This window comes from Pseudomonas pudica, assembly GCF_015680405.1.
Lineage (GTDB): Bacteria > Pseudomonadota > Gammaproteobacteria > Pseudomonadales > Pseudomonadaceae > Aquipseudomonas > Aquipseudomonas pudica.
The window spans coordinates 71,282-96,034 of the sequence record NZ_JADLJS010000002.1; the positions used below are offsets into that span (position 1 = coordinate 71,282).

The 24,753-nt window shown below is 63.6% G+C and carries 24 protein-coding genes; 19 read left to right on the top strand and 5 right to left on the bottom strand.

Going from position 1 to position 24,753, the window contains the following annotated elements; all coding sequences use genetic code 11:
- Nucleotides 1–10: 10 nt before the first annotated feature.
- Both IRZ77_RS01935 and IRZ77_RS01940 read right to left on the bottom strand, forming a co-directional pair.
- Nucleotides 11–2,248, bottom strand: a complete 2,238-nt coding sequence (locus IRZ77_RS01935) for an Ig-like domain-containing protein (protein WP_085600879.1) — start codon at nt 2,246–2,248, stop codon at nt 11–13.
- A 32-nt stretch (nt 2,249–2,280) separates the two neighbouring features.
- Nucleotides 2,281–3,609: a hypothetical protein gene (locus IRZ77_RS01940; RefSeq protein WP_046614281.1), complete on the bottom strand. Its 1,329-nt coding sequence runs from the start codon at nt 3,607–3,609 to the stop codon at nt 2,281–2,283.
- A gap of 361 nt (nt 3,610–3,970) precedes the next feature.
- Between IRZ77_RS01940 and IRZ77_RS01945 the strand changes: the two genes are divergently transcribed.
- The 8 genes from IRZ77_RS01945 (at nt 3,971) to IRZ77_RS01980 (ending at nt 13,175) form a co-directional block, all read left to right on the top strand.
- Complete coding sequence (locus tag IRZ77_RS01945) at nt 3,971–4,711, top strand: gluconate 2-dehydrogenase subunit 3 family protein (protein ID WP_135002487.1); 741 nt, start codon at nt 3,971–3,973, stop codon at nt 4,709–4,711.
- Nucleotides 4,712–4,714: 3 nt separating this feature from the next.
- Nucleotides 4,715–6,499 (top strand): GMC family oxidoreductase, encoded by a 1,785-nt coding sequence (locus IRZ77_RS01950; protein ID WP_135002488.1) that lies wholly within the window; start codon nt 4,715–4,717, stop codon nt 6,497–6,499.
- A 12-nt stretch (nt 6,500–6,511) separates the two neighbouring features.
- Nucleotides 6,512–7,756, top strand: coding sequence for a cytochrome c (locus tag IRZ77_RS01955; RefSeq protein ID WP_153670869.1), 1,245 nt, complete (start codon nt 6,512–6,514; stop codon nt 7,754–7,756).
- Between the two features lie 272 nt (nt 7,757–8,028).
- On the top strand, nt 8,029–9,048 hold the full coding sequence (gene ptxS / locus IRZ77_RS01960) for a transcriptional regulator PtxS (protein WP_046614277.1): 1,020 nt from the start codon (nt 8,029–8,031) through the stop codon (nt 9,046–9,048).
- A gap of 67 nt (nt 9,049–9,115) precedes the next feature.
- Nucleotides 9,116–9,907: an AP endonuclease gene (locus tag IRZ77_RS01965; RefSeq protein WP_196172769.1), complete on the top strand. Its 792-nt coding sequence runs from the start codon at nt 9,116–9,118 to the stop codon at nt 9,905–9,907.
- Entirely contained in the window at nt 9,900–10,850 is a 951-nt protein-coding gene (locus IRZ77_RS01970; RefSeq protein ID WP_196172771.1) for a sugar kinase, read from the top strand. Before IRZ77_RS01965 ends, IRZ77_RS01970 begins: the two co-directional genes overlap by 8 nt.
- Nucleotides 10,851–10,908: 58 nt before the next feature.
- Nucleotides 10,909–12,201 (top strand): MFS transporter, encoded by a 1,293-nt coding sequence (locus tag IRZ77_RS01975; RefSeq protein ID WP_108481076.1) that lies wholly within the window; start codon nt 10,909–10,911, stop codon nt 12,199–12,201.
- Between the two features lie 11 nt (nt 12,202–12,212).
- Complete coding sequence (locus IRZ77_RS01980) at nt 12,213–13,175, top strand: 2-hydroxyacid dehydrogenase (protein ID WP_135002489.1); 963 nt, start codon at nt 12,213–12,215, stop codon at nt 13,173–13,175.
- Between the two features lie 77 nt (nt 13,176–13,252).
- On the opposite strand, the gene IRZ77_RS01985 is transcribed toward IRZ77_RS01980, so the two are convergent.
- The gene (locus tag IRZ77_RS01985) at nt 13,253–14,557 is read right to left on the bottom strand and encodes an MFS transporter (RefSeq protein WP_108481074.1); all 1,305 of its coding nucleotides are present in this window, start codon (nt 14,555–14,557) and stop codon (nt 13,253–13,255) included.
- Between the two features lie 254 nt (nt 14,558–14,811).
- Here IRZ77_RS01985 and IRZ77_RS01990 point away from each other — a divergent pair, with 254 nt between their 5' ends.
- On the top strand, nt 14,812–15,687 hold the full coding sequence (locus IRZ77_RS01990) for an AEC family transporter (protein WP_108481073.1): 876 nt from the start codon (nt 14,812–14,814) through the stop codon (nt 15,685–15,687).
- 115 nt (nt 15,688–15,802) lie between these two features.
- Here the strand turns inward: IRZ77_RS01990 and IRZ77_RS01995 are convergent, their stop codons facing one another.
- Nucleotides 15,803–16,396, bottom strand: coding sequence for a hypothetical protein (locus IRZ77_RS01995; RefSeq protein ID WP_196172773.1), 594 nt, complete (start codon nt 16,394–16,396; stop codon nt 15,803–15,805).
- Between the two features lie 278 nt (nt 16,397–16,674).
- The gene (locus IRZ77_RS02000) at nt 16,675–18,462 is read right to left on the bottom strand and encodes a thiamine pyrophosphate-requiring protein (protein ID WP_196172775.1); all 1,788 of its coding nucleotides are present in this window, start codon (nt 18,460–18,462) and stop codon (nt 16,675–16,677) included.
- Nucleotides 18,463–18,776: 314 nt separating this feature from the next.
- Between IRZ77_RS02000 and IRZ77_RS02005 the strand changes: the two genes are divergently transcribed.
- The 10 genes from IRZ77_RS02005 (at nt 18,777) to IRZ77_RS02050 (ending at nt 24,627) form a co-directional block, all read left to right on the top strand.
- A complete protein-coding gene (locus tag IRZ77_RS02005) occupies nt 18,777–19,067 on the top strand; it encodes a con-10 family general stress protein (protein WP_085600893.1) in 291 nt (96 codons plus the stop codon).
- Nucleotides 19,068–19,125: 58 nt separating this feature from the next.
- On the top strand, nt 19,126–20,004 hold the full coding sequence (locus IRZ77_RS02010) for a manganese catalase family protein (protein WP_046614123.1): 879 nt from the start codon (nt 19,126–19,128) through the stop codon (nt 20,002–20,004).
- A 210-nt stretch (nt 20,005–20,214) separates the two neighbouring features.
- A complete protein-coding gene (locus tag IRZ77_RS02015; RefSeq protein WP_046614124.1) occupies nt 20,215–20,433 on the top strand; it encodes a hypothetical protein in 219 nt (72 codons plus the stop codon).
- Between the two features lie 18 nt (nt 20,434–20,451).
- Entirely contained in the window at nt 20,452–20,754 is a 303-nt protein-coding gene (locus IRZ77_RS02020; RefSeq protein WP_046614125.1) for a hypothetical protein, read from the top strand.
- 58 nt (nt 20,755–20,812) lie between these two features.
- The gene (locus tag IRZ77_RS02025) at nt 20,813–21,526 is read left to right on the top strand and encodes a DUF72 domain-containing protein (protein WP_153670874.1); all 714 of its coding nucleotides are present in this window, start codon (nt 20,813–20,815) and stop codon (nt 21,524–21,526) included.
- 111 nt (nt 21,527–21,637) lie between these two features.
- Nucleotides 21,638–21,934 (top strand): DUF6555 family protein, encoded by a 297-nt coding sequence (locus IRZ77_RS02030; RefSeq protein ID WP_046614127.1) that lies wholly within the window; start codon nt 21,638–21,640, stop codon nt 21,932–21,934.
- A 107-nt stretch (nt 21,935–22,041) separates the two neighbouring features.
- Nucleotides 22,042–22,566, top strand: coding sequence for a hypothetical protein (locus tag IRZ77_RS02035; protein WP_046614128.1), 525 nt, complete (start codon nt 22,042–22,044; stop codon nt 22,564–22,566).
- A gap of 242 nt (nt 22,567–22,808) precedes the next feature.
- Nucleotides 22,809–23,396 carry a hypothetical protein gene (locus tag IRZ77_RS02040; protein WP_153670875.1) on the top strand — a complete coding sequence of 196 codons (588 nt, stop codon included), beginning with the start codon at nt 22,809–22,811 and terminating at the stop codon, nt 23,394–23,396.
- Complete coding sequence (locus IRZ77_RS02045) at nt 23,396–23,824, top strand: phage holin family protein (RefSeq protein WP_080958432.1); 429 nt, start codon at nt 23,396–23,398, stop codon at nt 23,822–23,824. The genes IRZ77_RS02040 and IRZ77_RS02045 overlap by 1 nt, the downstream gene beginning before the upstream one ends.
- Nucleotides 23,821–24,627: a DUF3618 domain-containing protein gene (locus IRZ77_RS02050; protein ID WP_108481069.1), complete on the top strand. Its 807-nt coding sequence runs from the start codon at nt 23,821–23,823 to the stop codon at nt 24,625–24,627. The genes IRZ77_RS02045 and IRZ77_RS02050 overlap by 4 nt, the downstream gene beginning before the upstream one ends.
- The last annotated feature ends 126 nt before the right edge of the window (nt 24,628–24,753 follow it).

The window sequence follows — 24,753 nt, forward strand, 5'->3', positions numbered from 1 at the left end:
CCTCCGGCCTTTACTGCACGGTTACGTTGACGGTGCGTGTGGTGCCCTGGCTGGTGGTGATCGTCGCCGTCGGTGCCGCAGTCGGGATGATCGTGGTGCTGTTGCTCACCGCCAGGCGCCAGCGGCCTGTCAGCGCTACCGTGGCGGTGCCAAGGGTCTGCACGCCGGTAGTGGTGGTAACCCGCACGGTGACGGTGTTGCCGGTGGTGACCGACGAGGTACCGCTGAGGTCCCAGTTGTAACGGTTGTTGGAGCGTGCCGTGACCGTGGCTGCCGTGACCGCGAAGTTTTCGGCGGCGGGCCGTGGCGACACGTTGACGGTGACGGTGCTGGGGTTGGACAGCGCCCCCAGCGAGTCACGAGCCTGGTAGGTGAAGGTGGTGGTGAAGGCGGTGGTCACCGTGGCCGGAGGGGTGTAAGTCACCGTGGTGCCGTCGGTACTGACCGTGCCCCGACCGGTAGCCGGCTGGGTGAGGGAGGTAGCGGGGACAGTCAGCGGCACGTTGCCTTCCGGATCGGTGTCGTTGGCCAGCACGTTGATGGTCAATGGCACGCCCAGGGTGGTGACGGTTTCCGGGTTGGCGGTTGGTGCCTGGTTGGGCGCTACGTTGATGGTGACAGTAGCCGGTTCCGACTTCAGGCCCTTGGCGTCCACTGCCCGGTAGCTGAAGGTGGCCACCACGGGTTGCGTGGCCCCGGCTGGCGGGGTGTAGGTGACCGAGGTGGTGCCGTTCATCACCACGCCGCCAAGGCCGGTACCGGGCTGGGTCAGGTCGCTGATGGTCAGCGGCACGTTGCCGTCCGGGTCGCTGTCGTTCTGCAGCAGGTTGAGGGTGATCGGGATACCGACGCTGGTGCTACCGATATCGGCCTGGGCCAGCGGTGGCTGGTTGGCCGCCTCGACCGGCGCATTGCCGACCACCACCACCGGTTCGACATCGCTGCCGCCACGTGCCGACTTGACCGTGATGGTAGCCGGTGGCTGCGGCACGTCGTTGACGGTCAGGCTCTGCAGCGTGCCTGCCTTGGACAGGCGACCGTAGCCCTGGGCGAGCAGGTCGGGGATCGCCACTTCATCACTGGAACTGGCCTCGATCAGCAGGCGCTTGTTGGCCCAGTCATAGCGTGCGGTGCTGACCTTGACCACGTCGGTGAGCTTGCTCGACAGCGCGGTCGGCTGGGTACCACCGGCGCTGTTGCTGGCGGTGACCACTACCACTGCAGGCGGTGCTTCCTGGCCTGACTGCTGGTGGAAGAACAGCCCGTTGTTGTCGGCGGTGAGGGTGTACTGGCATGGCGAAGGCGGGGTGCCGACCAGGGCAATGCCATTGCGCATGCACAGGCTGGCTGCGCTGGGCGCCTTGGCGAACACTTCCGTGCGGGTGCCGGTGGCGTTGCGCGAATAGGTGGCGCGTTCCAGGCTGACCGGGGTCTGGGCACGCTGGTCCAGTACCTTGCCGGAAACAGAGAAGGTATTGGTCTGGATGGTGCCAGCGGGGCCTTCGATGCGCACGAAGTTGGTATTGAAGGGGCTGCCGGTCACCGCTTCGGTGATATTGGGGTCGCCGATGTAGGTTTCGATGGCGCCGGTATCGGGGTTGACCTCGGTATAAGGCCCGCCAACACCCTTCAGCCAGGGGCCGATCGCCCCGGCCAGCGCTCCCCGGAAGTTGCCAGGGGCACCAATGCCTATGTCCCGGGTGATGTTGATCGCCCGACGCCCTGCCGTGGTGACGTTGACCGTCTCCACCCCGTACGGGTGGGTGATGGTGTAGGTACCGGTGCTCGGGACCGAAGCACGGATACGGATGCGGGCAAAGCTCTGCTGGTCACCATCGACCGGGTTTTCGGCGGCGAAGGCTGCCTCCACCCCGGCTACATAGACCTCCAGCTCATAGCCGCTGTTGCCGGCCTGCGGAATGGTGGTTTCAGCCAGGAACCAGAACATCTCTGGCGGCCAGTTGTCCGGGAATACCAGCGGCAGGGCGTCGTCATAGATGCCGGGCTCGGGCAACAAGGTACACATGTAGGCGGGCGCCCCTGGCGCGCCTGGCGCACGCGTACTGGTGGCACGAGACTGGCACAGCTCCAGGGACTGGTCGAGGCTGTCCTTGTACCACATCGGATAGCCACCGGTGGCGAAGGTGTAGGGCCCCGGGTCGACATCGGACAGCGCGGCAAACGCGGCGCTGGTAACGGTAAGGGAGAAACCGGCGGCCAACAGCGCACGGCGCGACCAAGTGTTCATGCTGCCTCCTTGAAGGCTGAGCCTTTGTCTGTTCATGGCACCAGCACCACGTCTTCGGTGTCGCTACCGCCGTTGGCACTGGTGACTTGCACCTTGGCCGGCGGGATCGGCGACAGGCTGGTGCTCAGCGTCTTCACCGCGCCGGTACCACTCAGGTTGCCGATCAGCGTGCCGTTGCCGGTATGTGCGGTGAGCACTGGCGGCGAGGTTTCGTCGCTGGTGCTGGCCACCAGGGTCAGCTCGCCGGTGGACAGGCGGTACTGGGCCTGGGTGATGGTGACCAGGTCGGTCAGCGGCACGTTGGCGGTGGTCAGGCTGCTGGTGGGGATCGCCACGCTGTTGTCGGCGGTCAGGGTCAGGACCGTCCCGGCGGCCGGGTCGAGCACCGATTGGGCGTACCAGGCACCGGTACCGTTGGCCTCGGTGAGGTTCAGGTTGGGTGTCTGGCTGGTCAGGGTGACGCTGGCCGGCGGTGGCGGGGCCATCACGAAGATGTCCTGCTGGGCGCGCAGATCGCCGTTCTCGGTATGCCGTGAGTAGGTACTGCGTTGCGGCATGAGGGGGGTTGGCAGGGCCACTTCGGAAAGCTTGCCCGAAACCGCGAACAGCTCGGTGCGCAGGTCGATGCCGCCGGGGCCTTCGATGCGCACGTAGTTGGTATTGAACGGGCTGCCGGTCACCCGTTCCTCCAGGTTGGGGTCGCCGATGAAGCGCTCGCTGCCTTCGGTGTAGGGGCCGTTGACACTGCGCAGGAACGGCCCGACATCGCCTTTCAGGGCACCGGTGAAGTCCCCTGCGCCGGCAATGCCGATGTCGCGGGTCATGTTGATCGCCCGGCGCCCTGCCGCAGGTACGTCGAACACTTCGACGCCGTACGGATGGGTGATCACGTAGGTGCCGGCGGTTGGCACGTCGACCCGGATACGCACCCGGGCGAAGCTGACCTGGTCGCCGTCGACCGGTTCTTCGGCGGCAAATGCCGCCTCGATCGCGGTGCCGTAGCTGAGGTCTATGCCGCGGGTAGCATCGACGATGGCGGCGTCGGCGGTGAACCAGAACGCCTCGTCAGGGAAGTTGGTGGGGAAGACGATGGGTTGGGTATCGTCGAACACGCCGGGGGTGGGCAGCAGCGTACACATGTACGACGGTGCGCCAGGCGCGCCAGGCACCCGCGAGCTGACTGCCTTGGTCAGGCACAGGTCGAGGGTACGACCGTGGCTGTCCTGGTACCAGGCGGGGAAGCCGCCGTTGGCGGGAACATAGGCGCCTGGATCGACAGCGTTCAAGGCAGCCTGCGCGGGGAGCTGGAGCAAGCCGGCGAAAATCGCCACTGCCAGCGGGTGGGGAATCGGTCGGTGCATGAGTCATTTCCTCCTGCAAACGGGCCCATGGACTTGGGGCGTCTGGCAGGAGATCGGCAATAGGCGTGCCAAGCCGGAAAAAATGTGCTGTAGCCCTTGCAGGGCAAGGGATCCAATTCTTTTGCAAAGGCATTTGCAGGTGTTTGCCGTTGGGCACCGTGTCCCCAAGATTGGGGGCTGGGGAAGGTCGTGCCGACCCACATCCGGCCGGCGCTTTCAGTTCGCCCTGAAACCGGTTTCAAAACATTTCTGAACACGCTAGATTATTCGGCTGTTTTCTTGATGGCCTATCAAGACCACCCCCCATATTGAAAATCAGATGGCGCTTTTCAAGGCCGCACACAGCCGATGAGGATTCGCAATGCCTGAGCATGCCCCAGACAACCCGCGCAGGGACTTCCTGCGCAAGACCTTGACCTTGATCCCTGTGGTAACCGTGGCCAGCACGGGGCTTGGCGTGGGTGCCAGTCAGTTGCTTGCGGCCCCGCAACACGAGCCCAAAGTGCCGGCCACACCGCCAGCGGGCAACTACCAGCCGACGTTCTTCACTGCCGAAGAGTGGGCCTTCGTGCAGGCAGCCGTCTCGCGCATCATCCCGGCCGACGAGCTTGGCCCTGGCGCGCTTGAAGCCGGCGCTGCCGAATTCATCGACCGGCAGATGAACACCCCCTATGCAACCGGCGCGCAGTGGTACATGCAGGGCCCGTTCAAGGCCGACGCCGCGCCCGAACTGGGTTACCAGCTGCAACTCAGCCCGCAACAGATCTACCGCCTGGGCATCGCCGCCGTGGACGGCTGGTGCAAGGCCAATTCCGGGCAAGTTTTTGCGGCGCAAGATAGCGCTACCCGAGACCACGTTCTCAGCAAAATCGAGGCTGGAGAGCTTGCTTTCGACACCGTGCCGGCCAAGGTGTTCTTCAGCTTGCTGGTGCAGAACACCCGTGAAGGGTTCTTCTGCGACCCGATCCATGGTGGCAACAAAGGCATGGTCGGCTGGACCCAGATCGGCTTCCCCGGCGCCCGCGCCGATTTCATGGATTGGGTCGAGCGCAACGAGCCTTACCCGTTCCCGGCTGTTTCGATCCGTGGCGAGAGGGCCTGAGGCATGGCGACCGTGATGAAGAAAGTGGACGCGGTAATCGTGGGCTTCGGCTGGGCCGGCGCGATCATGGCCAAGGAACTGACCGAGGCCGGGCTGCAGGTGGTGGCCCTGGAGCGCGGGCCGATGCAGGACACCTACCCGGAAGGCAGCTACCCGCAGGTGATCGACGAGCTGACCTACAGCGTGCGCAAGAAGCTGTTCGTCGACGTGTCGAAAGAAACCGTCACCATCCGCCACAGCATGAATGACGTGGCGCTGCCCAATCGCCAGCTCGGTGCCTTCCTGCCGGGTAAAGGTGTAGGTGGCGCAGGCCTGCACTGGTCGGGCGTGCACTTTCGGGTAGACCCGATGGAACTGCGCATGCGCAGCCACTACGAAGAACGCTACGGGCGCAAATTCATCCCTGAAGACATGACGATCCAGGACTTCGGGGTCAGCTACGAAGAACTGGAACCACACTTCGACTTTGCCGAAAAAGTATTCGGTACCTCTGGCCAGGCCTGGACCGTCAATGGGCAGGTCGTCGGCGAAGGGAAGGGCGGCAACCCCTATGCGCCGGACCGCTCCAGCCCGTTCCCGCTGCCTTCGCAGAAGAACGTGGTGTCGGCCAGGCTGTTCGAAAAAGCGGCGGCCAGCCTGGGCTACAAGCCCTACAACCTGCCATCGGCCAACACCTCCGGGCCGTACACCAACCCGTATGGGGCGCAAATGGGGCCGTGCAACTTCTGCGGTTTCTGCAGCGGCTACGTGTGCTACATGTACTCCAAGGCCTCGCCCAACGTGAACATCCTGCCGGCGCTGCGCCAGGTGCCGAACTTCGAATTGCGGCCCAACGCCCATGTGCTGCGGGTGAACCTGGACGACAGCAAGCGCAAGGCCACCGGGGTGACCTACATCGACGCCCAGGGGCGGGAAGTGGAGCAGCCGGCGGACCTGGTGATCCTGGCGGCGTTCCAGTTCAACAACGTGCGCCTGATGCTGCTGTCCGGCATCGGCAAACCGTACGACCCCATCAAGAACGAAGGCGTGGTCGGGCGTAACTTCGCCTACCAGAACATGGGCACGGTCAAGGCGTTCTTCGACAAGGACACCTACACCAACAACTTCATCGGTGCCGGTGGCAACGGCATTGCCATCGATGACTTCAACGCCGACAACTTCGACCATGGCCCGCACGGCTTCGTCGGTGGCTCACCGATGTGGGTGAACCAGGCCGGCACACGGCCGATTGCCGGTGGTGCGACCCCGCCAGGCACACCGGCCTGGGGCAGCGCCTGGAAGAAGGCCACCGCCGATTACTACACCCACCAGGTGTCGATGGACGCCCACGGCGCCCACCAGTCCTATCGTGGGAACTACCTGGACCTCGACCCGACCTACCGCGACGCCTACGGCCAGCCGCTGCTGCGCATGACCTTCGACTGGCAGGAGAACGACATCAGGATGAACCAGTTCATGGTCGACAAGCTGAGCAAGATCGCCCAGGCGATGAACCCCAAGACCATTGCCGTGCTGGGCAAGAAGGTCAAGGATCACTTCAACACCGCCAGCTACCAGACCACCCACCTGAACGGCGGCGCGATCATGGGCACCGACCCGAAAACCAGTGCATTGAACCGCTACCTGCAAAGCTGGGATGTGCACAACGTGTTCGTTCCGGGAGCTTCGGCGTTCCCCCAGGGGCTGGGCTACAACCCGACCGGGCTGGTGGCGGCGCTGACCTATTGGTCGGCCCGCGCCATCCGCGAGCAGTACCTGAAAAACCCTGGCCCGCTGGTTCAGGCTTGAGGAGCGATGCGCATGAAGACAATGTTGATCGCAACCCTGCTGGGTGCCAGCGTGGCCGCACAGGCTGCGCCGAATGACGATGCGCAGGTGCGCCAGGGCGAGTACCTGGCCCGCGCCGGCGACTGTGTTGCCTGCCATACCGCCAAGGGCGGCAAGCCGTTCGCCGGTGGGCTGCCGATGGAGACACCGATCGGCACGGTTTACTCCACCAATATCACCCCGGCTGCCAGTGGTATCGGCCAGTACAGCTTCGAAGACTTCGACCAGGCGGTGCGCAAGGGCATCGGCAAGGACGGCAGCACCCTGTATCCGGCCATGCCATACCCATCTTACGCACGTGTCAGCGAGCAGGACATGCAGGCGCTGTATGCCTATTTCATGAAGGGTGTGGAGCCGGTCGAGCAGCCGAACAAGGCCACCGACATCCCCTGGCCGCTGAGCATGCGCTGGCCGCTGGCGATCTGGCGCGGGTTGTTCGCGCCAGAGGCCAAGCCCTGGCAGGCGTCGGCGGCGGCCGACCCGGTGGTCAACCGCGGCGCTTATCTGGTCGAGGGCCTTGGGCACTGTGGCGCGTGCCATACGCCGCGCGCGCTGACCATGCAGGAAAAGGCACTGAGCCTACAGGATGGCGAGCAGTTCCTGGCTGGCAGTGCACCGCTGGAAGGCTGGATTGCCAAGAACCTGCGTGGCGATCACAAGGACGGCCTGGGTAGCTGGAGCGAAGAGCAGCTGGTGCAGTTTCTCAAGACTGGCCGTAGCGACCGCAGCGCCGTGTTTGGTGGCATGAGCGATGTGGTCGAGCACAGCATGCAACACATGAGCGACGCTGACCTGACCGCCATCGCCCGGTACCTGAAGACGCTGCCGCCGAGCAACCCTGACGACCGGCCGCACGTGTACGACAAACAGGTGGCAGATGCGCTGTGGAAGGGCGACGACAGCAAGCCCGGGGCGGCGGTGTACATCGACAACTGCGCGGCCTGCCACCGTACCGATGGCCAGGGCTATACCCGCGTGTTCCCGGCCCTGGCCGGCAACCCGGTGGTGCAGACGGCAGATGCCACATCGCTGATCCACGTGGTGTTGGCAGGGGGCACGGTGCCAGCGACGCACGCGGCACCGTCGAACTTCACCATGCCGGCGTTCGGCTGGCGCCTGAGTGACCAGGAGGTTGCCGAGGTGGTGAACTTCATTCGCACCAGTTGGGGTAACCAAGGGGATGCCGTCACCGCCAGTGACGTGAAAGCCCTCCGTTAACTGCATCCCTCTGTCTGCACCCCCAATCCACTGTGGGAGCGGGTTTACCCGCGAATGCGTCGGCACATCCAACATCGCATTCGCGGGTGAACCCGCTCCCACAGGGTTTCGCTATTATTTATCTATATATATCAGATAGTTAAAGCGTATTCTTATTGCATTTACTACGCATGAATATCGCACTCCCGACCAACGGCATGTTGACGAACGCGTGCGTTTTTGCTGTATTGAAACCGGTTTCATCGCTATCACAACAATCATAAGGACAGCCCATGACCGACGCGCCTGCCCATGCCCGCGAACGGGTCACCATCAGCGAAGTAGCGCGTGTCGCTGGCGTTTCCAAGGCCACCGTCTCCCGTTACATCGGCGGTGACCGGCAGTTGCTCGCCGAAGCCACCGCCAAACGCCTGGAAGAGGTCATCGAGCGCCTCGGTTACCGCCCCAACCAGATGGCCCGTGGCCTGAAGCGCGGCCAGACGCGCCTGATCGGCATGCTGGTGGCCGATATCCTCAACCCCTATTCAGTTGCCGTGATGCATGGCGTGGAAACTGCCTGCCGCCAGCACGGCTACAGCCTGGTGGTGTGCAACACCAACCGCGACGACGATCAGGAGCGTCACCACCTGGTGGCCCTGCAGTCCTACAACGTCGAAGGGCTGATCGTGAACACGCTTGGCCATCACCCCGGCGAATTGCTCAACCTGCAGCGCGACATCCCCATGGTGCTGGTCGACCGCCAGTTGCCGGAACTGAATGTCGACCTGGTGGGCCTGGACAATGCCGACGCTGTCGAGCAGGCCCTGGACCACCTGCAGGCGCAAGGCTATCGCGACATCCTGGCGGTAACCGAGCCCCTCGATGGCACCAGCTCGCGCCTGGAGCGGGTACAGGCGTTCGGCACATCGATCAGCCGGCGCCCCGGCATGCGCCAGCAGGTGCTGGAAATCGGCGCCGGGCTGGATGACCAGCTGGCTTCGTTCCTCGTCGGCAGTGGTCATGGCCCGCAGGCCATCTTCACTTTCAACGGGGTCGCCACCCTGGCCGTGACCCGAGCCCTGCATCAGGCAGGGCGCAACCTTTTCGCGGACGTCGGGCTGATCGCCCTCGACGACCTCGACTGGTACCCCTTGGTCGGCACTGGCATCACTGCACTGGCCCAGCCCACCGAGCGTATCGGCGTGGCAGCATTCGAGAGCCTGCTTGGCCGCCTGCGCGGCGACAGCGGGGCAGTACGGCGCATCGACTTCAAGGCCGAGCTGATCATCCGAGGTTCAACCCAGCCACAGTAATCACAGGCAGGTACCTGCGTGCCTGCTGTTACCCAAAAATGAAACCGGTTTCACAAGGACAACAACAATGCATCCGAACCCCGTTTCCATCAGCCTTTCCAGCTACGGCGCCGACTATGTCCGGCAACGTGGCCAGGAACAGTTCCTTGATCTGCTGGCTGCCGCTGGCGTCACCCGCGTGGAACTGCGCGAAGAACTTTTCACTTGTGCCCCGGATACTGCAGCGCTGTCTGCAGCCATTGCCGCGCTGCGCCTGGAGTGCCTGTATTCCACGCCGCTGGAGCTGTGGACCGCACAAGGCGTGCCAGACCCGCAACTGGCGCAGAAACTGGACACTGCCCGCGCCCTTGGCACGGTCGCGCTCAAGGTTTCGCTGGGCCACTACCATGCGGGCTGTGACGTCGCGGCCCTGGCGACGCTGTTGCCGGCGCACGGGCCGTTGCTGCTGGTGGAGAACGACCAGACCGCGCAAGGTGGACGAATCGAACCCCTGCAGCAGTTTTTCCAGCGCGCCGACGAACTCGGGCTGAGCCTGGGCATGACCTTCGATATCGGTAACTGGCAGTGGCAGGGCGAGCCTGCTCGCCACGCCGCTCGCCAGCTTGGCCGCTGGGTCAGCTATGTGCATTGCAAGGCCGTGCAGCGCCGGGCCGATGGCCGCCTGGTAGCCGTCCCGCCAGAGGCTGCGGACCTGCAGGAGTGGGCCGAGTTGATGGCCGAGTTCACCCCCGGCGTGGTGCGTGCTGTCGAGTACCCGCTGGTTAGCGACGATCTGCTGGCGCTGACCCGGGCCCAGGTGCGCGACCTCGCGGCGCTGGGGCAGGGCGTGGCATCGAGCGAGGAGCTGAGCCATGCATGAACATGACGTGTTGTGTTTCGGCGAGACCATGGCCATGTTCGTCGCCGAGCAGGCTGGCGACCTGGCCAGTGTCGGCCAGTTCGGCAAGCGCATCGCCGGCGCTGACAGCAACGTGGCCATCGGCCTGGCGCGGCTGGGCTTCAAGGTCCGCTGGCTGAGCCGGGTGGGCGACGATTCGCTGGGCCGTTTCGTGCTCGACAGCCTGCGCCGCGAAGGCCTGGACTGCTCCGGCGTCGAGGTGGATGCCTGCAACCCCACCGGCTTCCAGCTCAAGGCCCGCTGCGATGACGGCAGTGACCCGGCGGTGGAGTACTTCCGCCGTGGTTCGGCGGCCAGCCGGCTGTCGCCCGCGTTGCTGCGCCCGGGTTCTCTGCAGGCGCGCCACTTGCACGCCACCGGCATTCCGCCAGCGCTGTCGGAGAGTTGCCGGGCGCTGTCCCATGCGTTGATGGACGCCATGCGTGCCGCCGGGCGCAGCATTTCGTTCGACCCCAACCTGCGCCCCTCGCTGTGGCCTGACCAAAGCAGCATGGTGCGTGAGGTCAATGCCCTGGCCGCCAAGGCCGACTGGGTTCTGCCCGGGCTGGAAGAGGGCCGCCTGCTGACCGGCCAGCACACCCCGGCAGACATCGCCGCATTCTACCTCGACCAAGGGGTGGAACTGGTGGTGATCAAGCTGGGCGATGCCGGTGCGTACTTCCGCAGCGCCAAGGGTGAAGGCCAGGTGGCGCCAGTGCCGGTCAGCCAAGTGGTGGACACCGTTGGCGCCGGCGATGCCTTTGCCGTCGGCGTGCTCAGTGCGCTGCTGGACGGCCACCCGATAGCCGAGGCAGTTGCGCGTGGCAACTGGTGCGGCAGCCGCGCCGTGCAGTCGCGTGGCGACATGGAGGGGCTGCCGCTGCGACATGAGCTGCAAGCCCACGACCTGCGCAGAAGCGCGTGAACGCTTGACCCCGAAACACCTGTTGCAACAAAAACAACAAGCTCAGGAGAAACGAACCATGCAAAGCCAAAGCCTGGCACCGCGCCGCTGGTGGTACATCATCCCGATCGTGTTCTTCACCTATAGCCTGGCGTACCTGGACCGCGCCAACTACGGGTTCGCCGCCGCTTCCGGCATGGCTGAAGACCTGCATATCACCCCCGCACTGTCTTCACTGCTGGGGGCACTGTTCTTCCTTGGTTACTTCTTCTTCCAGGTGCCCGGCGCCATCTATGCCGAAAAGCGCAGTGTGAAGAAGCTGATCTTTGTCTGCCTGATCCTCTGGGGTGGCCTTGCCACGCTCACCGGCGTGGTCAGCAACGTCTACATGCTGATCGGCATCCGCTTCCTGCTCGGGGTGGTGGAGGCGGCGGTGATGCCGGCCATGCTGGTGTACCTGTGCCACTGGTTCACCCGCGCGGAGCGTTCGCGCGCCAACACTTTCCTGATCCTCGGCAACCCGGTGACCATCCTGTGGATGTCGGTGGTGTCTGGCTACCTCGTCAAGCATTACGACTGGCGCTGGATGTTCATCATCGAAGGCCTGCCCGCGGTCATCTGGGCGTTCTTCTGGTGGCGCCTGGTGGATGACCGCCCGGCGCAGGTGAAGTGGCTGAGCGAGCAGGAAAAAGCCGCCCTGGAACAGGCGCTGGCTGCCGAGCAGCAAGGTATCAAGCCGGTGAAGAACTACCGCGAGGCGTTCCGCTCGCCGCAGGTGATCATCCTTGCGCTGCAGTACTTCTGCTGGAGCATCGGTGTGTATGGCTTCGTGCTGTGGTTGCCGTCGATCCTCAAGCAGGCGGCCAACCTCGATATCGTGCAGGCCGGCTGGCTGTCGTCGGTACCTTACCTGGCGGCGGTGCTGGCCATGGTCGGTGTGTCGTGGGCGTCCGACCGCCTGCAGAAGCGCAAGCGCTTCGTCTGGCCACCACTGCTGATCGCCGCCGTTGCGTTCTATGGCTCGTACGCCCTGGGCAGCGAGCACTTCTGGCTGTCGTACGCGTTGCTGGTGGTCGCCGGCGCCTGCATGTATGCCCCCTACGGCCCGTTCTTCGCGATCGTGCCCGAGATCCTGCCGGCCAACGTCGCGGGCGGTGCCATGGCGCTGATCAACAGCATGGGCGCGCTGGGCTCGTTCGGTGGCTCGTGGCTGGTGGGTTACCTCAATGGCGTCACGGGCGGGCCAGGCGCCTCCTACCTGTTCATGTGCGGTGCGCTGCTGGCCGCAGTGGCGCTTACCGCCGCGCTCAATAGTTCCCAGACATCAGGCCGGGCCAAGCGCGGCAACTCGCGCCTGGCCATGAACCATTAGGAAACAGTGCAATGAAGAAGCGAATCGTCCTGTACAAACGCCTGTCCGACGACTTGATGGCACGCCTGCAAGAACGCGTCGAGGTGACCTGGGTGGATACTTCCGGGCCCGATGGCCTGGCGCGTTTGCGCGACGCCTTGCCGGGGGCGCACGGGCTGCTGGGGGCCAGCCTGCGCCTGGACGCCAGCCTGCTCGACCTGGCGCCACAGCTTGAAGTGGTGTCCAGCGTTTCGGTCGGCGTGGACAACTATGACATCGCCGAGCTCAGCCGGCGTGGCGTGATGTTGACCAACACCCCCGACGTGCTCACCGAAACCACCGCCGACACGGGCTTTGCCTTGATCCTGGCCACCGCCAGGCGGGTGGTGGAACTGGCTAACTGGGTGCGAGACGGGAACTGGCAGGCCAACCTCGGCCCGGCGCATTTCGGCAGCGATGTGCACGGCAAGACGCTGGGCATCGTCGGCATGGGCCGCATCGGCGAGGCCCTGGCCCGGCGTGCTGCGGCCGGCTTCGGCATGCGTGTGCTGTATCACAGTCAGCGTGCCAAGCCTGAGGTGGAGGCGCGCCATGCGGCGCGGCGATGCAGCCTGGATGAGCTGTTGCAGCAGGCGGATTTCGTTTGCCTGACCGTGCCGCTGAGTGCCAGCACCGAAGGCCTGATCGGCGCGCGGGAACTGGCGCTGATGAAGCCAGAGGCTATCCTGGTGAACATTTCCCGCGGGCGCGTGGTGGATGAGCCGGCACTGATCGAAGCGTTGCGTGCCCGGCGCATACGCGGCGCCGGCCTGGATGTGTTCGTGCAGGAACCGTTGCCGGCGCAGTCGCCGTTGTTGCAACTCGACAATGTGGTGGCGACCCCGCATATCGGCTCTGCGACCGAAGAAACCCGCCAGGCCATGGCGCGTTGTGCGGTGGACAACCTGCTCAGTGCGCTGGCCGGCGAGCGCCCGGCCAACCTGGTGAATGGCTAGCGCCAGATCCACAAGCCTGCGCGGCCCCTGTGGGAGCGGCCTTGTGTCGCGAAAGGGCTGCAAGGCAGCCCCCGGATTCAATGCGATTCTGAACGCTGCGCCTGCGCTGGCGCAGCATTCTCCACCGGCTCCAGCGGCGGATGCTCCTGCGCCGCATGCATCAGGTCTTCGGTCACCCGCAGCTCGGCACCGGTCGGCGAGAAGGTGGTCGAAGCGGTGAACGGGGCCGGGTGCTCCGCCGCCGGGCGCTTGCCACGGCGCCACATGAAGAAGCACACCATGGCCAGGTTGACCACGGCAAAGGCCCAGAACAACCCGGCCTCGCCAAACTCGGTCATCATTGGCGAAATCGCCACCGGCGCCATGGCCGAACCCAGCGAGTTGATCAGCAGCAGCCCCTGGATCATCGGCACAAGTGCATCCGATGGCGCCCGGTCGGCCGCATGGCTGACCGCCACCGGGTACAGGGTGAACACGCCACCACCCAGCAGGAACAGCATTGCTGGCAGCAGGATCGAGTCCGACGGCAGAAACACCGTGACCAGCGACAGCAGCACGCACAGCGCGGCCAGGGCAATCAGCACATCCTGGCGGTCCTTGCGGTCGGACCAGCGCCCGACCGGGTATTGCAGCAGCATGGCACCCAGAATCACCCAGGCCATCATGTTACCGACCTCGCCCACGTCCAGGCCGATGCGCTGCAGGTACAGCGGCAGCAGGGCATAGATGCCGGCAATGGCCACACCCGAACCGAAGCAGCCGACCAGGCCCGACGGCGCAACGCCCAGCAACTGGCGCGGCTTGAGCGGTTCGACCTGTTCCAGCAGCGGCGACACTCGGGGCAGGATCACGATGGGCAGTACCGACAGGGCGGCGAGCACGCCGGCCAGCATGAACGGTGCGGTGTCACCCATGTGGGTGATTTCGCCAAGGCCGGCCTGGGCGATGACCCCGGCGCCGTAGAAGGCGATCATGTACAGCGCCAGCAGGCGGCCGCGGATCTTGGCGTCACCGGCCAGCAGCAGCCAGCTTTCGATCACCAGGAACACGCCCACCGCCGCCCAGCCGTTGATCAGGCGCAGCACCGACCACCAGGTGACGTCGTAGAACAGGCCTTGCAGCAGGATGGTCACGGCGATCAGCGAGGCGAAGCTGGTGTAGGCGCGGATATGGCCGATGCGCAGGATCAGCCGGTCGTTGAAGATGGCACCCAGGGTCAGGCCGATGAAGTAGGTCGAGGAGACCACACCGATGGTGGTGGCCGACTCGCCGGCAGCGCCCAGGCGCAGGGTGGTAAGGGAAGACATGAAGCCGTTGCCCAGGGCAATGATGAACAGCCCGAGCAGGGGCGCCAGCGCCATGGCCAGCAAACGCGGAGACATACGTACCTCTAGTTGGATGAGCGGAATGAGCGCCTTTTCGGACGCGCACACCGGCTCGACCCGAACGGGCCGAGGGGCTGCACGGATGTGCCTGGGCTGGATGCGACGCTGCCGGTTGCCACCGTTCAAGGCGACGGGCGAAAAGGATGCGCGATTCTACGGGGTTGCGCGGTTTTGCCCAAGGGGCTTGGGTGTGCGACGAGACGCCGCAGTCTGCGGCATAATGCGGGGCCCACCCCCAAGGAAGGCCCCCAATGTTCGCTTCGCTGTTCGCAGTCCTGGCCCCGGTTTTCATCGTTGCCGGCATCGGCTATGCCTGGGCCCGCAAGGGCCTGGACTACCCCACCGAATTCATCGCCCGAGTGGTGATGACCGTGGGCACACCGTCGCTGGTGCTGTCCACGCTCAGCCGTACCGAGCTGGACCCGAACGCCTTCACCAGCATGGCCATGGCCTGCCTGCTGTGCACCTTGGGCATGGCCCTGGCCGGCTTGCTGGTGTGCCGCGCTTCGGGCATGCACTGGCGTGTCCTGTTGCCGGCGTTCATGTTCCCCAACACCGGCAACATGGGCCTGCCGATCAGCCTGTACGCCTTTGGCGAACACGGCCTGGCCCTGGCCGTGGCGTTCTTTCTGACCTTGTCGATCGTGCAGTTCACCCTCGGCATGGCCATTTCCGGTACTGCGGCTTCGCTCAAGGCACTGCTGCGCAACCCGATCGTGATCAGCCTGGCCGGGGCCATGCCGATCATCTTTCTCGATTTCGAGTTGCCGCGCTGGCTGGCCAATACGGCAGACCTGCTGGGCGGCATGACCATCCCGCTGATGTTGCTGACACTGGGCGTGTCGCTGGCCAGCATTCGCCTGCATCATGTGGGCAGCGGCATGCTGCTGGGTGCTTTGCGCATTGGCCTGGGGGCCGCCGTGGGCTGGGCAGTAGGTGCGACGCTGGGCATGGGAAGCCTGGAGCGTGCGGTGCTGGTGGTGCAGTCGGCGATGCCGGTTGCCGTGTTCAACTACCTGATGGCAGTGCGCGCCAACCGCGAGCCGGAGCAGGTGGCGAACCTGGTGATGTGTTCCACGGTGCTGTCGTTTGCCTGGTTGCCAGTGGTGCTGGCGTGGTGGATGTAAGCCGTACCGGCCCTTTCGCGGGTGAACCCGCTCCCACGGTTACAGCGCAGGTTCCAGCCTTGTGATGGAACTGTGGGAGCGGGTTCACCCGCGAAGAGGCCGATACGGCAAACGGCTATTTCTCCTGCAATCGCCACCCCTGGCTGGTCAGCACCATCGCCCGGGTTTCCTTGAGCGGCGTGTCATTGCTGGCCACCGCCTTGCCCAGTTCGGCAATGCTGGCCTTGACCCCTTCGTCCCCGGCCCAAGCCGGTAACCCGGTGATCTTGTAGGCATAGGTCACGTTCGAAATCTTCTGCCCGGTCACCTCGCTCGGCTTGCTGAACTGCTCGATGGCGGTGACCTGCGCCTTGCCGAAGCACAGCCCGTTATTTGCCTTGTAATACCTGCGCCCTTCGTCGGTGAGCTCATAGGCGTAGTAGATGTCCGTGCGTGCCGCTTGCCACAGGCGGGCGGGCACCTCGGTCCGCGAGATCTCCTTCTCGCTGACCACACCGACCCGGGCCAAGGCATGCAACGCCTTGTTGGTGCCATGCAGGTCGAAGTCCTGGGTCTTGGCAGGGAATGAACTGATGACGAAGCAGCGGGGGTACTGGGTATCGAGGTAGGCCTGGGCGGCCTTCTGAAAACTGGCCTCGCTGGTGTCCTCGCTGTTCGAGCAACCGGCCAAGGTTGCAAACAGCGCCAGCGGCACGATCTTCCTGTACATGGTGACACTTCCTTGAGTGACAAAGGCAAACGGGTCGTGCGCGATTAGAACCTACGGGCTAGAGCGGCGCAATCATGGCAAGACGGCATCTCCGTGTGGGCTGCTACGGCCCAATCGCCACTGGCGCCAGTTCCAGACATTTCGCTTTACCGTCGCTGCCTGCATACCCCGGAGGTAACTCATGGCTTCTGCACCTGAGGGCCGTGCGACCAGGTGATCTGTTGCGAGTGTCCACAACCATAAGGGCAGACGCGTAAAGCCCCGCTGCAGCGCACATCTCATTTCTTGCCCGGCAATACCGAACCGAGAACTTGCCTGGCCGTCTGCACGATGACCCCAGCCTGGTCCGGGTCGCCCTTGAGCAGGCTGCTGGCGAAGTTCTTCGCCTGCTCAAGCTTGATGTGCGGCGGCAAGGGCGGTACGTCCGGATCGGTCTTGAACTCGATCAACACCGGGCGGTCAGCCGCCAGGGCCCGCTCCCAGGCGTCGGCAATGTCCTCTTCGCGCTCTACATAGATGCCTTGCAAGCCGATGGAGATGGCGAACAGGTGGTAGGGCACATCAGGAATCGCCTGTGAGGCCTCGAATTTGGGGTCGCCCTCTATTACCCGTTGTTCCCAGGTCACCTGGTTGAGGTCTTCGTTGTTGAACACCGCGCAGATCCACTGGGGGTTCTCCCACAGCCGCCAATACTTGGCGACGGTGATCAGCTCGGCCAGATTGTTCATCTGCATCGCCCCGTCACCTACCAGTGCCACCACGCTGCGCTGCGGATGGGCGAACTTGGCGGCGATGGCATAGGGTACCGCCGCGCCCATGCTGGCCAAGCCGCCGGACAATGAGCATTGCATGCCCTGGCGTATCTGCAGGTCGCGGGCAAACCAGTTGGCGCAGGACCCTGAGTCACTGGTGATGATCGCGTGGTCGGGCAGGCGAGGGGATAGCTCGTGCACCACGCGCTGGGGGTTGATCGGGTCGGCCTTGGCCAGTGCGCGTTTCTGCAGCGTCTTGTCCCAGTGCGCGCGCCAGGCTTCGACCTTGTCGCGCCAACGGCGCTCGGTCTTGTGCTCGAGCAATGGCAGCAGGGCCCGCAGCGTTTCGCTGGCGTCGCCGACCAGGTTGACCTCCATGGGGTAGCGCAGGCTGAGCATGTCTGGCTGCAAATCGATCTGCACGCCACGGGCCTGGCCTTCCTGAGGCAGGAACTCGGCGTAGGGGAAACCGGAGCCGATCATCAGCAAGGTGTCGCATTCGCTCATCAACTGATAGCTCGGTTCGGTACCGAGAAGCCCGATGGCGCCGGTGACCCAGGGCAGGTCGTCTGGCACCACGGCCTTGCCCAACAGCGCCTTGGCCACGCCTGCACCAAGCGTTTCAGCTACCGCGATCACCTGTTCGGTGGCTTGCAATGCACCGGCACCGACCAGGATCGCCACTTTTCGTCCAGCGTTGAGTACCTCGGCGGCACGTTGCAGGTCCTGCTCGAAAGGTACCACCCTGGGCCTGCTGTAGCCGATGCCGGAATGCACCGTGCCATGGGCTTTTGGTGGTTCGTGGTAGGGCAGGTCCTGCAGGTCGTTGGGCAGGATGATGGCGGTGACCCGGCGTTCGCCGATGGCAGTACGTACTGCGCGGTCGAGCAAGTGGCGCACCTGCTCCGGGGTCGAAGCCTGCTGGACGAAGGCGCCTGCGACGTCCTTGAACATCGACAGCAAGTCCAGCTCCTGCTGGTAATGCCCGCCAAGCGCTGCTCGCGCCTGTTGGCCGACGATGGCCAGTACTGGCTGGTGATCCATGCGCGCGTCATACAGGCCGGTAAGCAGATGTGAAGCGCCGGGGCCGGAGGTGGCAATGCACACGCCCAATTCGCCGGTGAACTTGGCATGGGCGCTGGCCATGAAGGCCGCCATTTCCTCGTGGCGTGCCTGGATGAACTGGATCTTGCCCTCGGCCCGGCTCAACGCCCCGAATACGCCGTTTATGCCGTCGCCGGGGTAGCCGAAGATGCGCCGAACCCCCCATTGATACAAACGCTCCACCAGAAAGTCGCCTACCGTGCTGGTCATTGCCTTCTCCCATCCCGTGACCGATAGGGGTCTGGACTTGGCTCGGGTCGTGAAAGTTTCAAGCATGTGCGTATCGGTCTACCGACCGGAACCTTTGCAACAGCACAGCCCAAAAGGCTGGGCAATCACCTATGGAGGCGCCATGGACCGGGCGCAGGCAGGCACGACCTGTTCTTGTTTCGTCTGAATGTCTGGCGCCCATTTCCTTAAAGCATTTCGTCAGTGCGTGGGAAAACTTTTTCACTGCGCAACCTCTGCCGCAGGTCATCAATGAACACAGACCATCCTGTGTAAACGACCTGAGGTAAAAGATCATGGCCAATAACCAAGACCAGAACCGCGGCAACCAGGGCGGCAACGCCAACACCAATCCTGGCAACTTCGCCAACGACCGCGAGAAAGCGTCGGAAGCCGGCCACAAGGGAGGCCAGGCATCTGGTGGCAACTTCAAGAACGATCCGGAACGGGCCTCCGAAGCCGGGCAAAAAGGCGGCCAGGCATCCGGTGGCAACTTCGCCAACGACCGTGAAAAAGCCTCCGAGGCTGGTCGCAAGGGCGGCGAAAACAGCCATGGCGGCGGCCGCAAGAGCGATGACAACCGCTGATCAACGTTGAACCGACCGGGGCGGCTAACCGCCCCGGTTCGCTGATGAGGATTTGCCAATGTTCATGCACAACAAGCGATTGCAATATACCGTCCGTGTTGCAGAGCCTGACCCTGGGCTTGCAAACCTGCTGTTGGAGCAATTCGGTGGCCCGCAGGGCGAACTGGCTGCAGCGATGCGCTATTTCACCCAGGCCGTCACCGAGGATGATCCGGGGCGCAAGGACATGCTGTTCGACATTGCCACCGAAGAACTCAGCCACCTGGAAATCATCGGCTCGATCGTGGTCATGCTCAACAAAGGCGCCAGGGGGCGGCTTGCCGAAGGTGTCGAGGCTGAAGGCGAGCTGTATCGCTCGCTGACTGGCGCTGGCAACGATTCGCATATCACCAGCCTGTTGTATGGCGGCGGCGCGGCACTGGTAAATTCCGCAGGCATCCCCTGGACCGCAGCCTACATCGACACCATCGGCGAACCCACCGCTGACCTGCGCTCGAACATTGCCGCCGAAGCCAGGGCCAAGATCGTCTACGAGCGCCTGATCAACGTGACCGACGACCCGGGTATCAAGGATGCGTTGGGGTTCTTGATGAGCCGTGAAATCGCCCACCAGATGTCCTTCGAAAAAGCCCTGCATTCCATTCAGCCGAACTTCCCTCAAGGCAAGCTACCCGGCGACCCGGAACTCAACCGGACCTATTTCAACATGTCTCATGGCGGGGAAATGCGCGGGTCGTGGAACGAAGGACAGGACTGGATCTACGTCGATAAGCCTGAACCCGCCGTGGATGGTGGCGATGGCCTGGCGACTGTAGAGCTGGATAAAGCATCGGCCGCTGCTGCAGAGGCGATGAAGCTGAGAACCGAGTCCAACCCGCAGGCGCAGCCATTGACCGGCGCCGAACTGGGCAAGGTCAACGGTGACCAGCCGGCCTAGCAGAAGAGCCACAGCGGATCGGCGATCCGCTGTGGGGGCTGCAACTAATGTCGAAGTACCGCCGCCCAGCCGTTCGGTCATTCGAAGCGGACGTATGGCAGCTTCTCTCCTGCGCCAAGCCGGTCGTCGTCGCTGCTGAACGGCTGCAGGCAACCCAGGATCAATCGAGCTGAGTCGCCCGATTTCATTCAGCCAGCAGGAGTTACAGCGATGGCCAAGTACCTGTACCTGATCAGTTACATCCTCGACAACCAACCCGGAACCTGCGAATTACGCAGCGACCAGGAAGACCTCAGCCGCGAAGCGGCGCGTGATTACCTGCAAGGCCTGCACCGCAACGAGGCGTCATCGTTCACCGATGTACAGGTGCAGCGCCTGGAACATGATCATGAACCAGGCACATCGCCGGGGCATTATCAGCAGCCATGAAAGGGGGAGGGCTGGCAGATGAAAAGAAGAGGTGAAACCTACAGGCAGTGGTGCGACCCGATTCTGCACCATCAAACCCATGAGGAAACGCTCGACAGCGGTACCTGCATCGATGTGCAGACGCGCCTGTCACGTACGGGGGCGACCCAGTTGTTCATCGGTGTCTATCGCAGCGACGGTTCAGTGGTGTGCGAACAAGCCTACGACCAGCGCGCCGGCGAAACCATGAGCCGGGCGCTGGTATGGGGGGTGAGGCATGCCAGGCGCGTGGCATGCGAGGATGAGGACGAGGCGTGCTGTGGCGAATCGGCCGGTAGCTGAACCGGGCGACGCAGACACTTGGTGAATACAGCTGCGACGGTTTGCGACGGGGGCGGTGATGATTTATCTGGGATGCGCTGGCTGGAGCCTGTCCAGTCATCATGCCGAGGCATTTGCGCAGCCCGGCAGCCACCTGCAACGCTACGCCAGCCGCTTCAATGCGGTGGAAATCAACAGTTCTTTCTACCGGCCCCATCGCCCCGAAACCTATGCCCGTTGGGCTGCGTCCGTGCCTAAGCATTTCCGCTTTGCGGTGAAGCTGCCCAAGGCCATCAGCCATGAGCAGCGGCTCATCGGGTGCGAGGACGCTCTGGACAGGTTTCTTGCTCAATGCGGGCAGTTGGGCGATCGCCTGGGTTGCCTGCTGCTACAACTGCCGCCATCGCTTGGCCATGAAACCGAGCACGCACGACGTTTTTTTGAAAGCCTGCGGCAACGGTATGAGGGGCCGGTAGCGCTGGAGCCCAGGCACGCCAGCTGGCAATCGGCGCAGCCGATGCTGGTCGATTTGCGCATCGCCCAGGTCGCGGCAAGCCCTGCGCGTTTCGTTACCGATGCGCACCCGGGTGGTTGGCCTGGGCTGGTCTACTGGCGTCTGCATGGCGAACCGAGGATCTACCACAGCGAGTATTCCGACGAGTATTTGCAGCGTCTGGCTGAACGCTTGCAGCACAGCCGTGCTTCTGGAGTGCCCACCTGGTGCATTTTCGACAACACCGCCTCCGGTGCTGCGATGGCCAACGCACTGGCTCTGCAGCGGCTTTTGCGCTGAGACGGGTGCGGAAACAAAGCGATGGAAGAGAGCGATGACCAACCGGTCAAAATAAATGAATCTTTTCCAAGTCGCCGGCTCCATTGGTCTGAATCGCTGAAGGAGATAGCAATGGCGGGACAGCAGTTGTATGTGATCGAGTACGAGCTTCACGGGGAATTTCGCACCTTCATCATCCGGCTCGAGCGTATGGACAACGCCGAAGCCTGGCACTGGGCAAGTTGCGATGCGGGGGTGGGCATCATTCCACGGTTCGGCCAGCACAAGATCAAGAAGGTCAGCCGGCCGATGGCTGAGCGCTACGGTATCAACAATGTGCGCTGGCGGGCATCGGGCGATGGGCCGGAGTTCGTGGCACCGACCATTGATGTAAAGAAATTCTCCAATAGCGGTACCGGCAATACGTGACGCATGTTGTGCGCAAGGCCTGCGTGAAATCTTCAGGCAGGCCTTCGCTCTTGGGTTCGCTTCTCAAGTTTCGAGACACGATCATCCTCACTTTCGGGAGCCAGCACGTGCCGCGAATCATCACTCCAGCCACCCCTGAGCACGAAATCAATGCGCAGAACGCCCGCATGTTCGGCTCGCCAAAGGAGCGCCTGGATTTCTACCGCCGTGAAATCCAGTACGAGACCAGCATCCTTGCCAACCGCACTGATGCCTATCTGGCTGCCCAGTCGTTTCTGGTGATCGCCTTCGTGTCGTCGATGGGTAACCTCAACCAGAGCTGGGGCGAGATGTTCACGCTGGTGGTTCCGCCGTTTCTCGCCTTGCTGGGCGTTTTGAGTTCGCTCAATGCCTGGCCGGGCATTCGCGCGGCCTACAAGATCATCGAGCACTGGCAATTGAAACAGAGCCACCTTCTGCGCAGCGAGCCACTGATGGGGCTGGCGTATGATGAATCGCCACTGTTCAGCGAGGCGGAAACCTCACTGGCCGGGCACCGCAAATCGTTGTTGTTCTCGCTGCGTACACCGTGGATCTTCCTGGTGTTCTGGATGATCCTTGGCATCTACGCGGTCTTCATCCAGCTGGCGTGAGCCGCACAGGTGCACCCATTCAAGAACAGGGTGCTCCAATGATTGTCGACGCTGATTACCGTCCCCGCCAAAGCCTTTGCTCCGGTACCAATAACCAGGGTTGATTGCGTTATTTCCATTGGCGCGCCAGGCAAATGTCATAGATCACATATGCTGAACTCCTGCCACTTCAGCTGCGTCCCTCGAATGAATGCCCCAATAAAGGCGGCACTCACCCAGCAATCAGCTTCGAGGGCGAAACGATGGACAAGACCAATCAAAGTTCGACGTCTCCACCCGGTAGCACCCAGGAACATGCCTTGATCGATGACGCCGGTGCGCTGCTTGGCGAGGCCAGGCACAAAGGCACTGAGCAGTTCGAGCATTACCGCGATAACGCAGCCGATCAGCTTGACTCGCTCGAGGAAAGTGCCCGCTCTGCGGCGGCTGCGCTGCAAGGCAACGATAGCCTCGGGCTGTCGCATTACCTGAACCAGGCAGCAGAGTGCGTCGGCGAGTTTGCCGAGCAGGTACGCCATGAAAGCGCCGAGAGCCTGCTGCAGCGGGGCGCTCAGTTGGCCAGGAGCAACCCGGCGCTGTTCCTGGCCGGTAGCGTTGCCATCGGGTTCGCCGTGTCGCGTTTCATGCGTGCCAGCACCAGCCACGAATCCACCACCCCGACGTCTTCCGCTGATTGGAGCCAGCCGCAACCCGCGCCGCCCGTGCCTGATCGTGGTAGCGACGTTTCCACCCGCGAACCTTACACCCCCATCGACCCGGTCGGGCCTGGTGCAGGCTCGCCGGTCAGTGGCAGCCCGTTCGAGCGCGACCCGCTCAAAGGAGGTGAATGATGAACAAAGACCCTTTGCATACCACCCCGGGCTTGCATACGGCAGAAGACGACGCCGTCGGTGTTGGCGGTTTGTTGCGCCAGCTTATGCGGGAAGTACCGGACCTGTTCACCAAGGAGCTGGCGCTGGCCAAGGCAGAGCTGCAGCAAAACCTCGCTACCCTCAAGGCCGGTACGGCTGCGGTTGCCGCGGGGGCGATCGTGATGCTGGCGGGCTTCGTCATCCTCCTGCTGGCGGCAGTCTACGCCTTGGCGATGGTGGTCGAGCCTTGGCTGGCAGCCTTGATCGTGGGCGCCGTCACCTTGGTGATCGGGTTCATCATGTTGCAGTCGGGCAAGAAACAGTTCGAACCCACGCACCTGGCCCCTGACCGCACCTTGCACGCCATGCAGCAGGACAAGGACACGCTGAAGAGGAAACTGCCATGACCACTTCCTTCGAACACGAAGCGCACAAAGACCCTGACTTGCTAGAGCAGGAAATCAACGCCAAGCGCGAGCACATCAGCGATCTGGTGGATGCCCTCGAACAGCGCCTGAGCCCGGGCCAGATGGTCGACCGGGTCCTGGCCTACGCCAAGGGCAATGGCGGCGAGTTCTTCCAGAACCTGGGCACCACCCTCAAGAACAACCCCGTACCCGCTACCCTGACGGTACTGGGCCTGGCCTGGCTGGGCCTGAACCAGAACCGCCCCTTCAACCCCGGGCCTGCGCACCAGGGGCCGGGGTTGGGCGAAAAGCTTGGTGACGCGGTGGACACTGTGAAGGGCGCTTTCGCGCAGGCGGGGGAGGCAGTGCACGACGCCAGCCAGAAAGCACGCATGAAGGCCCATGACATGCGCGACCGGGCCAGCGAACTGGGTAGCGGGGCCTGCGACTCCATGGGGGCTTCCGCGGATACCCTGCGCCATTCGGCACACAAGGCCGCAGATCAGGCCACGGCACTGAAGGGCCAGTTTGACCACCTGCTTCAGGAGCAACCTCTGGTATTGGCCGCTTTGGGGATAGCACTGGGTGCGGCATTGGGGGCGTCATTACCCATTACCCGCAAGGAAGACCAATTGATGGGCGCCAGCAGTGATCGTTTGACCGACACCCTCAAGGCCAAGGGTCGCGAGGTGAAGGCGTCGGTCGAAGAGTCGCTCGATAAGGCGGGTGGCAAAGTGTCGACACAGGCTGAGCGCAGGCCTGGAGACTCCGACCTTTCCTCAGGGTTGGGCTTCAATTCCTGACCTGTGGCACGTGCGTCGTCGGCCCCATCCGCCCCGGCGGAGGGCCGGCGGCTGTGCGCGTGACCCTCTGGCATCCCGTTGATACTGAACGCGCGGCCTGTGTGCCGGTTAACCGCTCGCAGCTTG